The organism is Brevibacterium senegalense (assembly GCF_000285835.1).
Lineage (GTDB): Bacteria > Actinomycetota > Actinomycetes > Actinomycetales > Brevibacteriaceae > Brevibacterium > Brevibacterium senegalense.
The window spans coordinates 92,725-106,666 of record NZ_HE978608.1 but is presented as its reverse complement, the minus strand read 5'-3'; the positions used below and the strand labels follow the sequence as shown (position 1 = coordinate 106,666).

Below are 13,942 nucleotides of genomic sequence, written 5' to 3'. Positions count from 1 at the left end.
GGCCTCGGCGTCGTCGCCGGTCGCCGTCCGGCGGACGGTACGCGTCGTACGGGGACGTCGTCATCGACGGCCTCCGCCCAGGAACGAGCCCCCGCCCAGGAACGCCACCGCCGCGGCGCCCAGCATGCCCACCGCGGCCGCACCGGCGGCGGCCCACATGCCCGGCAGATCCTTCGTCGCGACGCGCGGGTCCGGCGGCAGGCCGTAGACCTCTGGCTCGTCCAACAGGAGGAACACGGATCCGGTGCCGCCCACGCCGTCGTCCGGGTTGGCGCCGTAGAGCCGCGCCTCCGTGAGGCCGCGCTCGTGGAGGTCCCGCACGCGCGTCTGCGCCCGCGCCACCATCTCGTCCCGCTCCCCGAACCGGATCGAGGTCGTGGGGCACGTCTGCGCGCACGCGGGCTCCTGCCCGTCGACCAGCCGGTCGTAGCAGAGGGTGCACTTGTTCGCGGTGCCCGCGTCCGGCACATCCATCTGTGTGGCCTGACGGTCCTCGCGGTCCGTGGGCGTGTTGATCGTGCCGTCGTCGCGGCGCTCGATGACACCGAACGGGCAGCCCGCCACGCACGTCCCGCACCCGTTGCACACGTCGTTCTGGACGACGACGGTGCCGAACTCGGTGCGGAACAGCGCACCGGTGGGGCACACGTCCAGGCAGCCCGCGTACGTGCAGTGCTTGCACACGTCGGAGGACATGAGCCACCGGAAGTCGTCCGTGTCCGGCGGTGCCGTGTCGATGCCGGACAGGTCGCCCGCCGGCAGACCGGCTCCGGACGGATCCGCTCCGGTCGGGCCGCCCGCGCCCGAGGCCGCCCCGCCGTCCAGCAGCCCGCCCAGCAGGTCTGCGGTCACCCCGCCGCCGTCAGGCAGCGAGGGCGCGGCTGCCGCACCGGGCGCACCGGCCGCCGCTCCCCCGCCGGCGGCTCCGCCAGCGGGTCCACCGGCCCTCCCACCGGGAGGGCCGATCGTCGGCATGCCCAGGCTCACCAGCTTGCGACCGGACTCCCGAGCCTGCGCGATCCGATCGCTGTCCTGCTCGATGAAGGCGACGTGGCGCCACGTGTTGGCGCCCAGGCCGCCCGTGTTGTCGTAGGAGGACCCCAGCAGCTCGTACGTCCCGTCCTGCGGGTTGCGGTTCCACTCCTTGCACGCGACCTCGCACGCCTTGCAGCCGATGCAGATCGACGTATCCGTGAAGAACCCCTTGCGGGTGTGCGACCAGCCGGTCCCGGGCTCGGGTCGGGAGCTGAGTTCGGTGCCCGTGCGGACCGCTGCGCCGGTGCCGGACGTCGAGTCAGTACCGGGTACCGCGCCGGTGCGGACCTCTGTCGTCATCGACCGTCCTCCTGCTCGTCCTCGTGCGCGTCCTCGTGCGCGTCCGGGGATTCCTCCCCCAGTGTGTCAGACACGGGCCCACCTGCGGCTTCAGCACCGTCGGAGGGCGCCTCAGTCTCCCCGCTACCGTTCCCGCTCGATCCTCCGCTGCCGCCTCCGTCATGCGGCTCCTCGCGGCCCTCGGCCAGTGCCTCGGCACCGCCGGGCCGCAGATCCACCCGGCCGGTGCGGTCGTCCACGGCGCTCGCGCCCGCACCTCCGGCACCGCCCGGCGCCATCGGCGTGTCGCACTCGCAGCCGGGACCGTGGGGGCCCACCCCCACCTCGAGGTCCTCGGGACCGGGCGGCTCGGTGAGGCGGCCGGCTGCCCGTGCGGCCTCGGCGACGTCGTCCGGGACCGTCAGCATCCGGTTCCCGGACTCGATGGTGAGCCCGGCCTCGGCGCGGAACTTGTCGACCAGGTCCTGGCGCTCCGGCCCGCGGGGCCTACGGCCGGGCATGATCGCGCCCGCGACGTACTTCGAGGCCTGGATGTAGACGTTGGGGTCCATCGTGATGCCCAGCAGGTCGTTCGCGGAGTCGCCCTGCACCACCGCGCCGTCACCGCCGGCGCCCCAGTGGTACGGCAGGCCGACCTGGTGGATGGTCTGCCCGTCGACGATCAGCGGTCGCATGCGGCGGGTGACGAGCACGCGCGTCTCGATCGCGGCGCGCGGGGACACGATCGTGGCCCAGCCGTAGGGCTCGAGACCCACCTCTGCGGCCAGCTCCGGCGACACCTCGCAGAACATCTCCGGCTGCAGCTCGGACAGGTACGGCAGCCAGCGGGACATGCCGCCGGCCGTGTGGTGCTCGGTCAGGCGGTACGTCGTGAACACGTACGGGTACACGTGCGATCCTGGCGTGCCCGGACCCGGCGCGGACAGGTTGTCCTCGCGCTTCATCGTCACGCGGGTGGGGTTGTTCTGCTGCGCGTACAGCGCGTTGCGGACGGTCGACTCCTGGGGCTCGAAGTGCGTGGGAAGCGGCCCGTCGAGCATGCCCTGCGGGGCGAACAGCCACCCCTTGCCGTCGGGCTGCATGATGAACGGGTCGTCGCCGTTGAGGGATCCCGTGCCGCCGTACGCCGAGGCCCCGGTCGCCTCCGGAGACCGGTCCACCGGGAAGTCGGGGACGTCGCGGCCGGTCCAGCGGCCCTGGTCCGCGTCCCACCAGACGTGGCGCTTCCGCTCCGACCACGGCTTGCCGTCCGGGTCCGCCGAGGCGCGGTTGTAGAGGATCCGCCGGTTCGCCGGCCACGCCCAGCCCCAGTCCAGAGCTGTCTCGTCCTGCTGGGTGCGCGGGACCTTCCGGGCCGCGCGGTTCTCACCGCCGGCGAAGACGCCCGCGTAGATCCAGCAGCCGCTGGCCGTCGACCCGTCTGCGCGCAGTTCGCCGAAGCCGTCGACGGACGTGCCCGCGAGTGGGGTGCCGGCCAGGCCTGCACCGGCGGACTGGTCCGGGTCCTGCTCCTGCTCGTCCGTCCGGGCCACGTGGTAGCCGTTGATCTCGCGGACGACGGCGGTCGCGTCGACCTCACCGTGCTCGTCGACGGGGTAGTCCCACGTCAGGTCCAGGAGCGGACGGTCGCGCGGGTCGGTCGAGTCCGCCAGCCGCGCGCGGATCTTCTGGCCCAGCGTGTGGAAGAAGTCGAGTTCGGACTGCGCCTGGCCCGGCGGGTCGACGGCCTTGAACCGCCACTGCACCAGGCGTTGGGTCTGAGTGAAGCTGCCGGCCTTCTCAGTGTGGTTGGCGGCGGGGAGGAAGAAGACCTCTGTGTCGATCTCCTCCGTCGTGAGCTCGCCGGACTCGATCTCCGGTCCGTCCTTCCACCAGGTCGCGGATTCGATGAGCGAGAAGTCGCGGACGACCAGCCACTTGAGGTGGCTCATCGCCATGCGCTGCATGCGCCCGTTCGCGGAACCCACCGCAGGGTTCTGGCCCAGGATGAAGAAGCCGTCGACGCCGTCGGCCAGCATCCGCTCCGCTGTCTGATAGGTGCCGTGGGCCCCGTTGATCCGCGGCAGGTACTCGTAGGCGAAGTCGTTGTCCTTCGTCGCAGCGTCGCCCCACCATGCCTTGAGGAGGCTGACGGCGTAGGCGTCGCCGTTGGACCAGAAGCCCTTCTGGGTGTCCTTGGTGCCCACGCTCGCCACGTAGTCGCTGAACCTGTCGTGCACGCCCGCCTGGGGCATGGGCAGGTAGCCCGGCAGCAGGTTGAAGAGGGTGGGGATGTCCGTGGAGCCCTGGATCGTCGCGTGCCCGCGCAGCGCCATGACGCCGCCGCCGGGGCGGCCCATGTTGCCCAGCAGCAGCTGGAGGATCGAGGCGGTCCGGATGAACTGCGCGCCCAGCGAGTGCTGGGTCCAACCCACCGCATAGGCGAAGCACGTCGTCCGGTCCCGGCCGGAGTTCTCCGTCACGGAGCGCAGGAGGTACTCGAAGTCCTCCGGCTTGATGCCGCAGACGGACTCGACGAGCTCCGGCGTGTAACGCGAGTAGTGGCGCGTGAGGATCTGGAACACGCTGCGGGGGTGTGTGAGCGTGGGGTCGACGACGGGCTCGCCGTCGTCGTCCAGCTCGTACTGCCACGTCGCGTTGTCGTAGGCGTGCGTGTCCGGGTCGTAGCCGGAGAACAGGCCCTCGAGGTCCTCGGGCCCCTGGTAGTTCGGGCTGATGAGGTTCGCGGCGTTCGTGTAGTGGCGGACGTACTCGTCGAAGTGCAGGCCCTGCTCCAGGACGCTGCGGATGAGCGCGCCCAGGAGCACGATGTCGGAGCCCGCCCGGATGGGGACGTGCTTGTCAGCGCTGGCCGTCGTCCGGGTGAAGCGGGGGTCGACGTGGATGACCTTCGCGCCGCGCAGACGCGCTTCCGTGACCCACTGGAAGCCCACCGGGTGGCATTCGGCCATGTTCGAGCCCTGGATGACGATGCAGTCGGCATTCGCCATGTCCTGGACGGGCTGCGTGGCACCGCCTCTTCCGAACGAGGATCCCAGACTGGGAACCGTGGCGGAGTGTCAAATGCGCGCTTGGTTCTCGATCTGGATGGCGCCCGCCGCCGTGAACAGCTTCTTGATGAGGTAGTTCTCCTCATTGTCGATGGTGGCACCGCCCAGGCTGGCGATCCCCATCGTGCGGCGCAGCGGGCTGCCGTGCTCGTCCGTGTCCTGCCAGTGCTTGCGACGCGCCTCGAGGAAGCGGTCCGCGATCATGTCCGTCGCGGTCTCCAGGTCGAGGGTCTGCCAGTCCGTGGCGCGCGGGGCGCGGTAGAGGACCTGGGTGACGCGGGACGGTGCGTTCACCAGCTGCTCGCTGGCCGCGCCCTTGGGGCAGAGGCGTCCGCGTGAGATGGGCGAGTCCGGGTCGCCCTCGATCTGCACGACCTTGTTGTCGCGGACGAAGATGTTCTGGCCGCAGCCCACTGCGCAGTACGGGCAGACGGACTTGACGACGGCGTCCGCGGTGGAGGTGCGCGGTGTGGTGGCGCGCGTCTTGGCCGACGTCACCGAGGACCCGCGACCGGTGGGATCACCGGACCGGAACTGCCGGAGGACCGGCCACTCGAGGAGACTGAACCGCGCCATGGCCACACGATACCAGCGAAGTCCCAGGTCAGGACAGGGTCATGAGGACAGATTCGACCGCTCGCCGGGGGATCCTGTGCGCCGACAGCCTGTCACCCCTATCCCGATCCACCTGTTGCCTCTTTCCCTATCCGCCGCTCGCGCCCTTCCTCATCCGCCGCTCGCGCCCTTCCTCATCCGCCGCTCACCCGCCTACCTTCACGCACCGAGATTCGAATAATCGACAGGCGGCCCCGCACACGGAAAGATGTCACCGAAATGCGCTGGTCACCCGGTGACCTGCACGCGGCCATGGCTGATCCGCACGCGGGTCACGTCATCCCGGTCCGGCGCACGTCGGGATCACTGAGCGAAGGAGCTCTCATGTCCGTCCTCGATCGGGAGGCGATCATCGCCCCCGTGTCGTTCAATCGCTGGCTCATTCCGCCGGCGGCCCTCGCGATCCACCTGAGCATCGGGCAGGCGTACGCGTTCTCCGTCTTCAAGAATCCGCTGGCCGAACACTTCGGCATGGGCGAGGGCGGAGACGTCGCGATCGGGTGGATCTTCTCCCTCGCGATCGCGATGCTGGGCATCTCGTCCGCGATCGGCGGCACCTGGGTGGAGCGGGCGGGTCCGCGGAAGTCGATGGTCGTCGCGGGCACCTTCTGGGTCGTGGGCTTCTTCGTCTCCACGATCGGCATCTCCACCGGCCAGCTGTGGCTCGTCTACGTGGGCTACGGGGTGATCGGCGGCATCGGCTTGGGCATCGGCTACATCTCGCCCGTGTCGACCCTCATGAAGTGGTTCCCGGACCGACCGGGCCTGGCGACGGGTCTGGCCATCATGGGCTTCGGCGGCGGCGCGCTTATCGCGAGCCCCGCGTCGAACGCCCTCATGAGCTTCTACGGCGGCGGTCCGGACAACCTGGCCGACGGCATCACGATGACGTTCCTGACGCTCGCGGTCCTCTACCTCGTCGTCATCGCGATGGGTGCGTTCGTGATCCGCCTGCCGCATCCGGACTGGAAGCCCCAGGGATTCGATCCGGAGAAGGCGACGGCGAAGCCCATGCAGACGACCGGGTCCGTGTCCGCCAACCAGGCGCTCAAGACGCCGCAGTTCTGGTTCCTCTGGGTCGTGCTGTTCACGAACGTGACGGCGGGCATCGGCATCCTCGAGAGCGCTTCACCCATGGTGCAGTCGTCCTTCGGCATCACCGCCGTCGCGGCGGGCGGCTACGTGGGCCTGCTGTCACTCACAAACATGGGTGGCCGCTTCGTGTGGTCGACGGTGTCGGACTACATCGGCCGCAAGAACATCTACCTCGTGTATCTGGGGGTGGGGGCAGGACTCTACGTGCTCATCGCCAGCCTGGGCTCCCAGTCCCTGGCGCTGTTCGTCGTGTCGACGCTCATCATCCTGTCGTTCTACGGCGGCGGGTTCGCCACGGTGCCCGCCTACCTCAAGGACCTGTTCGGCGTGTACCAGGTGGGCGCGATCCACGGCCGGCTGCTGACCGCATGGTCGGCCGCGGGCGTCGCCGGTCCGCTGCTCGTCAACTCGATCGTGGAGAGCTCGCGCGCCGGCGGCGGTGAGGGCTTCGAGCTGTACCGCCTGTCGCTCTTCATCATGGCGGGCATCCTGGCGGTGGGACTCATCTCGAACATCCTCATCCGCCCGGTGTCGGAGAAGCACTTCGCGGATCCGGCGATGGTGTCGCAGCGGCGCGAGGCGGACCGCAAGGCCGCATCCGAAGCCGCCAGCACCCGCGAGCAGTCCACCGCCAGTGCGGGCGGCGTCCACAAGACGGTGGCCCTCGTGCTCACCGTGTTCGTGGTGGCCAGCCTCCTGTACGGCCTCACCGAGACGGCGATCCGCGCAGCCGCCCTCTTCGCGGGCTGAGCACGTCCAGGAAGAATCCCTGACACAGAACTGGGCGGCGGAGACTCCCTCATCAGTCTCCGCCGCCCTTTCGCTCTGATGGGGGCTCCAGCTGCATCCCGGGCGCCGTTCCATCGATGCTCCGGTGACCGGCCGCAGCCACGGGGGCTGTCGACACGTCGGCCTTCTGGTCGCCGGAGTACGGCCCTGATCCACTCGCCCGTCAACATCTCACCGAAGTCGGCCAAGCCCTCTCAATCAGGTAAGGCCAGCCTATCTTTAGAAACCTGGGTGCGCAAGACCCAATTTCGCCCCGGCCGCGGCAGACGACGAGTCAGAGAATTCGCGGGGCGTGACGGACCGGTCCAGGTCGGGCCGAGGGACCCCGTCGGGTCGAATCACGGACCCTTGTCGGGTCGGGCCGAGGGACCCCAGCGGATCGAATCAGGGACCATTGTCGGGTCGGGACCCGCTCCACCTCAGAAAGGCGGAAGCGCATCCTGCGGCAGGGCGCTCAACGGTGGAGCCACCTTGACTCGTCCGGACGGCGCCGCCCTGCCGTCCGCCTCACTCTCCGTGCTGTCCGCCGCACTCGCCCTGCCGCGCGCTCCTGCCCCGCCGCGCGCTTCAGGAGCCGACGCCCCGTCCGCCTCATGTGCGCGGCCGATGAGATCCCGGGGATCCGTCACGTCCCGGGTGTCGCCGATCGGTGCAGGCACCGACGTGGTCTCGACACCCATGGGCAGGACCCACTCCAGCTCGTCTGCGGCGACCTTGCGCACCCGGATGACTCCGGCCGTCTTGAGCTGGTGATGGTGCTTGCACAGCGGGTGGAGGTTCTCGATGGTCGTGGGGCCGCCCGTTGCCGGGTCGAGATGGGAGAAGCTGCGGATATGGTCGATCTCGCAGGACTCCGCGGGGTGACTGCACCCGGGGGCCGTGCAGGTCCGCCACTTCTGGCGGACGGTCCGCCGCATCGCGGCAGTGGGCTCGTACGTGAGCGCAATGTCGTCCGTGACGACACCGGTCACGGGATCCGTGAGGATCCGCACCCACGAGGTGGCGTGCGCGGCGATCTCCCGGCACTTCTGCGCGGAGAGCGTCGCATCGTTCGCGACCCGACCCGGGCTGTCGTCGAGACCCAGGAGCGTCGAGGCCGGCACCGTCACGTGGACCGCGGCCTGCTTCCGCAGCCACACACCATCGGTGGGGCAGAGAACGTCGATGACCTCACCGCCGCCCTCGCCACCCACACCATGACCACCATCGGCGCGGGAACTGCCGCCGGCAGCGCCGCCAAAGACCGCACCGTCGAACAGCGTCGCGTCGACGTCATCGACAGTCGCCCGGGTCCGCAGCTGAGTCTGCGGGCGCGACCCGGCCAGCAGGTCGAACATGAGGTGGGAGATGGTCCGCTCGTCGAGTCGCAGCCCGTCGAACGCCCCGGACGCTACGGGCTCACCGTCGATCTGGAGCCCCAGAGCCGACAGCTCACCGCGACGGATCGCCCGCGCGGTCGCCCGTGTCCGCTGGTACAGCGCGTCGAGGACGTCGATGGGACCGGTCAGGGCGAGAATCCCGGAGTCGTCGTCGCAGCGCTCCAGCTGGACCTTTCGGTTCCGTCGCGGCGCCTCCGGGTCCGCCGGGAGCGGATCGAGAGTGCGGATCCGATGACGCATCAGCTTCTCGAACTGACCCATCGAGAGATCCGGACTCAACGCGTCGAGGTAGCGATCCAGCGCCTGCACCTGGTCGAGCGGCAGCAGCGCATCGTCCGCTCGGAACCCCAGCCGAGCGATCCGGGCGAACGGCAGTCGCCCCCGCGCGATCGAGTCGAGGAGGTTGTAGAAGCCCAGGAACCAGACGATCGCGACCGCCGCCTCGCGCCTCGCCGCAGCGCGCTTCGCCTTGCTCATGCCGGCGGACAGCACCATGAGGACATCCGCGTCCAGGAGCTCTCCCGCACGGTAGGTGAGGCGCGGGTCCTCCTCTAGAAGCTCCGCGATGTCGACATCAGCGGCAGCGCCCGACCCATCCTGCACGGCCGGCGACGCCAGGAAGAGCTCCAACCTCTCGGCACCGTCGTCGCGGTTCAACAACCGGGCCAACGCGAAGGCCGCCAGCTGTGCAGCCTCGACGGCCTGCCACCTGCCCACATCCTCCCTGGACGATTTCCACCGCTGCCACATACCCGCAGTACAGAACTCCGGCTCCTGACCGTCCGCGACCGTCGGCCCGCCGCCCTGACCCGTCTCCTGCGGGCCCGCCCCCAGCGCCGGATTCGGTGGGAGGACCGCTTGAGCCGCACTAGCCGGGCCAGTCGCACCAGTCGACATTGCGGGATCCTGCGAACCACGATCGGCCGCCGGCACCACTGCCAGCGCCGACTCCACACCGAAGAGCCCCTGATCGACCATGCGGATCGCCCACCGGACGTCGTCCACCGTCCGGATACGCTGCACCGGACGCGACCCCGCGTCCTGCGCACCTTGTTCGTGAGCCGAGCCTGCCACGAGACACCCCCATCGGATGACCAACACCCATATTGCCCGATCGAACCACTCTGTTCGATATTATAATGATTCTACTCTCGTTCACGTTCGATATACAACCCCCTTTTTATCGAACGTCGAGTCCGAACGAAGCCGACCCCTTCACGTGCCATACCGAGCACCGGGAACCCACACCACGAAGCCGGCAAGCACAGCGTCAGACACAGCAGAGGGCTCCCGATCCACCCTGGATCAGGAGCCCTTTCGACTCACTCTGGCGGCGTTGTCAGCCCGCGCACATCGTCACTCGATGCGGTCCTTGTCCGGGAACCGCGGCAGGAAGTGCGGGTAGTCCGCAGGCACGGTCGCCGGGAACTGCGCCGGGCGCTTCTCCAGGAACGACTCGACGCCCTCGCGCGCGTCCGCCTGCTGGCCCAGCTCGAAGATGAGTCGCGAGTCCTGCCGGTGGGCCTCCCACGGCGACGCCGCCGTCAGCATGCTCCACAGCAGCTGACGACTGGCCCCCAGCGACACAGCCGACGCGCGATCCACGATCGCCAGCGCCATCTCCCGCGCCGTCTCCTGCAGCTCCTCCGGCGCCACGACCCGCGAGACCAGCCCGCCCGCCTTCGCCTCCTCCGCGTCGAACACGCGCCCCGTGTACACCCAGTCCAGCGCCTGCGTGATGCCGACGATGCGGGGCAGGAACCAGCTGGAGGCGGCCTCCGGGACCAGGCCCCGGTGCGCGAAGACGAAGCCGAACCGCGCGTCCGTCGACGCGATCCGCATGTCCGTGGGCAGCGTCATCGTCGCCCCGATTCCCACGGCCGCGCCGTTGATCGCGCTGATGATGGGCTTGCGCAGCGATGCGAACGCGAGGGCCACCTGGCCGCCGCCGTCCCTGCGGAATCCGTCGACCGTGGGTCGCCCGCCGCTCGTGTCACCGGCACCGCCGGCCTCGCCGTCACCGTCCGCCTCCGCATGCGTCGAGGACTTGAAGTCGAAGGTCGATCCGCCGCCGCTCAGATCCGCACCCGGGCAGAAGAACTTCCCGCGTCCGGTCAGGATGACGGCGCGCACGGCGTCGTCCTCGTCCGCCCGCCGGGCCGCGGCGATGAGATCGTCTCGCATCGTCCCGTTGAACCCGTTGCGGCTGGGCGGATTGTCGATCGTGATCGTCGCGATCCGGTCGGAGACCTCGTAGTCCACCGTCTGGAAGTCGCGCGCCGGCGCCCCTGCGTCTGCCGTCATGTCCACTCTCCTCGTCGAAAGTCAGCTGCAGCGTCCGCGGCTGGCCACCGCCGGACATAGCCCAAACTTAACGTTCGTTCACTAGGAACGCGAAAGCGTTCCGGCCCCGGACCACAGGAACACCGCCGCCGAGGCCGCAGCCAGTCCCAGCCGACTGCCACCTGCCGGCCCAACCCCTTACAAGATCCCGCGGTAGGCGCCTCCGTCGATGAGGAGGCTCTGGCCGGTGATGTAGCCGGCCTGCGCGGAGGCGAGGAACGCGCAGGCGTCTCCGAACTCGGCGGGCTGGCCGAACCGGCGGGCGGGGATGCCGTCCGCGGCCGCGGACCGGACCTGGTCGACGGGGGTGCCCGAGGCCTCGGCGGCGATCTTCTGCCCCGACTGCAGGCGGTCCGTGTCGAACGAGCCGGGCAGCAGGAAGTTGATGGTGACGTTCGCGTGGGCGACCTCGCGGGCGATGCCGGCGAGGAATCCCGTGAGGCCGGCCCGCGCGCCGGAGGACACGTCCAGGCCGGCGATGGGCGTCTTCACCGAGGCCGAGGTGATGTTGACGATCCGCCCGAACTTCCGCTCGACCATCCCGTCCAGCACGCGGCGGACCATCGCGATGGGGGTGACCATGTTGTTCTCGACCCCGTCGCGGATCGCGTCGTCGTCGACGGCGGTGAAGTCGCGGAAGGGCGGACCGCCGTTGTTGTTGACGAGGATGTCGACGCGGTCGTCCGCGGCGGCGATGAGCTCGCGCTGGACGCCCACGTCGGCGACGCTGCCGGCGACGGTGCGGACCTCAGCGCCCGTGCGGTCGCGGATGTCCTGCGCGGCGGCTTCCAGTGCGGACTCGGTGCGCCCATTCAGGACGATGCTGGCGCCCGCCTGTGCAAGCGAGTGCGCGCAGGCCAGCCCGAGGCCGGCGCTGGACGCGCAGACCACAGCCCGCTTCCCTGCAATTCCCAGATCCATGGAGACTCCCTCTCTGCTCCCGTTCGTTCCTGACTGCCCGCTTCCGCGGGCCCGTGTGCCCTGCTCAGCCGTGTGCCCGGCGTGCCCTGACTAGTACAGATACGTCACCCGCCTACAGCCACCACGAGCGGATCGTCCTACACGATGCGCTCATGGTGGCTGTAGGCGTTGAAGCGAGTGCCGCGGTTGAAGCCCACGACCGTGATGCCTTGTTCTCGGCCCAGGTCGACCGCGAGCCCCGACGGCGCGCTCACCGCTGACAGCACCGGGATCCCCGCCATCGATGCCTTCTGCACCAGCTCGAAGCTGGCGCGTCCCGACACCTGCAGCACCGTGTCGGTGAGCGGCAGCAGCCCCTGGTGCAGCGCCCACCCGATCACCTTGTCGACCGCATTGTGCCGCCCCACGTCCTCCCGGACGGCCAGGAGGACGGCGCGGCGGGCGACCCCGGCCTCTGGACCGCCCTCACCAGCACCCTCTTCCCGCACCAACCGGAACAGCCCCGCCGCGTGCACGCCACCGGTCGAGCCGAACAGCGTCTGCTCCTCCCGCAGCGAATCCGGCAGCCCCAGCAGCACCCGCGACCGCACCAGCGGCGCCGCGACCGGCCCGTCCTCGCTCATCGCGTCGAGCAGGATCGGGAAGGCCGAGCTCCGCTGCACCGCCTCGATCGACGCCGTCCCGCAGATCCCGCACGCCGAGGACGTATACACCTGCCGCGCCCGGTACACCTCCGGATCCCACGTCCCGGGCTCCAGCGACACGCGCGCCACGTTGAGGTTCCGCGTCCCGTCCGGGTCGATGCCCGCCGCGAAGTCGATCCGCCGGATCTGCGCCCAGTCGCGCACGATCCCCTCGCTCAGCAGGAAACCGGCGATGAGCTCGACGTCGTCACCGGGCGTGCGCATCGTGACGGTGAACTGCTCACCGTCCAGCCGCACCTCCAGGGGCTCCTCCCCCGCCAGCGCATCCGCCCGCGCATCCTGCAGCCCGTCCTCACCGAACCGCCGCACCCGCGTCCGCACCGTCCTGCGCATCGCCGCACCTTCCCTCGACCACCGCGTCACACGCCACCCGCCGTCACCGCAGGTCCCGAGGACGGCGGTCTACCGCCGCCCGCAAGGGTGGCCGTGGTCGCCCGACCTCGGCCCTCCGACTCAGGCGTCCCCTCCAGTGTCCCGCACCCAGGCCTCGTACCCACCGGCCAGGTCGATGAGCCGCAACGGCACACTGGTCGTGGCGGCCTCACGACGACCGGTCGCATTCCCCGCCGAGGCCACCTCACCGACAGCCTGCGTCTCCACCTGCAGCACTCCTTCGAGCAGCGCCTGCGCCCGCGCCGAGCGCACCCCGGTCTTGCAGTGCAGGTAGACGTCGACGGTCCCGGCCGACCCCGGCCCAGTCGACACCGCCCCGGCGGCCCCCGCCAGTTCCTCCGCCCACTCCCGCACCTGCGCCAGCGCACCCTGCGGGTCGACCTCGATCCTGCCCAGCGGCAGGTGGTGAGCGTGCGGGATCATCCCGGCGGCGGCCTCGGCGGGGGTCCGGACGTCGATGATGAGTCCGCCGTCAGCGGCAACGGCCCCCGGATCCAGGTCGCTCATGCTCATCTGGCGGGGCAGGTCGGCACCCACGTCCGCCTCGGTGACCGGCCGGGTCACGCGCGGCGAGCGCGCCAGCGGCACGGACTCCCACTCGGCGGTCAGCATGTCATAGACGAGCACGCGGCCGATCGCGGGCTGACCGATCCCCAGCACCAGCTTGAGCACCTCGCCGGCCATCGCCGTGCCCAGCACTCCGGGCACCGTCCCCAGCACCCCGGCGACCGCGCAGCTGGGCACCGCACCCGCCGGCGGCAGCACCGGCATGAGGTCGCGGTAGACCGGCCCGCGCGAGGCGTGGAAGACGCTCAGCTGCCCGCCGTCCGTCAGCACCGCCGCCCACACGTGCGGGATGTCGAGCACGGTGCACGCATCGGACACGAGCGCCCGCGTGGGGAACGAATCCGCCCCGTCGACGACGAAGTCGTAGTCCCGCACGACGTCCACGACCGTGTCCCGCGTGAGACGCAGCGGGTGGGTCCGGACGGTCACCTCAGGGTTGAGCGCGCGGAGGGTGTCCGCCGCGGAATCGACCTTGAGCCGCCCCTCGTCGTCCGCCCGGTGGACGATCTGCCGGTGCAGGTTGCTGCGCTCCACCCGGTCGTCGTCGACGATCCCAATCGTCCCGATCCCGGCGCCGGCCAGATACAGGCCCGCCGGACTCCCGAGGCCGCCCGCACCCACCAGCAGCACCCGCGCCTGCGCCAGCCGCGCTTGCCCGGCCTCCCCCACTCCGGGCACCTGCGTCTGCCGGGCGTAGCGATCCGACCCGGCGGACTCCGAGGCGACCCTCTGCGTCACTCGACCCGCTCCG

The 13,942-nt window shown here is 70.3% G+C and carries 7 protein-coding genes and 1 pseudogene; 1 reads left to right on the top strand and 7 read right to left on the bottom strand.

The window, feature by feature from the left end; genetic code table 11:
- Positions 1-60: 60 nt before the first annotated feature.
- The gene (locus HGBR_RS13865) at positions 61-1,335 is read right to left on the bottom strand and encodes a 4Fe-4S dicluster domain-containing protein (RefSeq protein ID WP_019159948.1); all 1,275 of its coding nucleotides are present in this window, start codon (positions 1,333-1,335) and stop codon (positions 61-63) included.
- Between the two features lie 404 nt (positions 1,336-1,739).
- Positions 1,740-4,967 (bottom strand): annotated as a pseudogene (fdnG, locus tag HGBR_RS18150) (formate dehydrogenase-N subunit alpha); the annotation flags it as partial.
- Between the two features lie 357 nt (positions 4,968-5,324).
- On the opposite strand from fdnG, the gene HGBR_RS13850 reads away from it, so the two are divergent.
- Positions 5,325-6,845, top strand: coding sequence for an L-lactate MFS transporter (locus HGBR_RS13850; protein ID WP_019159945.1), 1,521 nt, complete (start codon positions 5,325-5,327; stop codon positions 6,843-6,845).
- A gap of 458 nt (positions 6,846-7,303) precedes the next feature.
- On the opposite strand, the gene HGBR_RS19065 is transcribed toward HGBR_RS13850, so the two are convergent.
- The 5 genes from HGBR_RS19065 to HGBR_RS18140 all read right to left on the bottom strand — a co-directional run bounded on the left by HGBR_RS19065 (position 7,304) and on the right by HGBR_RS18140 (position 13,929).
- A complete protein-coding gene (locus tag HGBR_RS19065) occupies positions 7,304-8,980 on the bottom strand; it encodes an HNH endonuclease signature motif containing protein (protein ID WP_245533352.1) in 1,677 nt (558 codons plus the stop codon).
- Between the two features lie 639 nt (positions 8,981-9,619).
- Positions 9,620-10,567 (bottom strand): enoyl-CoA hydratase-related protein, encoded by a 948-nt coding sequence (locus tag HGBR_RS13840; protein ID WP_019159943.1) that lies wholly within the window; start codon positions 10,565-10,567, stop codon positions 9,620-9,622.
- Between the two features lie 177 nt (positions 10,568-10,744).
- Positions 10,745-11,527 carry an SDR family oxidoreductase gene (locus HGBR_RS13835; RefSeq protein ID WP_026077610.1) on the bottom strand — a complete coding sequence of 261 codons (783 nt, stop codon included), beginning with the start codon at positions 11,525-11,527 and terminating at the stop codon, positions 10,745-10,747.
- A 137-nt stretch (positions 11,528-11,664) separates the two neighbouring features.
- On the bottom strand, positions 11,665-12,564 hold the full coding sequence (gene fdhD, locus HGBR_RS13830) for a formate dehydrogenase accessory sulfurtransferase FdhD (protein ID WP_019159941.1): 900 nt from the start codon (positions 12,562-12,564) through the stop codon (positions 11,665-11,667).
- Positions 12,565-12,684: 120 nt separating this feature from the next.
- Complete coding sequence (locus HGBR_RS18140; RefSeq protein WP_019159940.1) at positions 12,685-13,929, bottom strand: ThiF family adenylyltransferase; 1,245 nt, start codon at positions 13,927-13,929, stop codon at positions 12,685-12,687.
- Between the last annotated feature and the right edge of the window lie 13 nt (positions 13,930-13,942).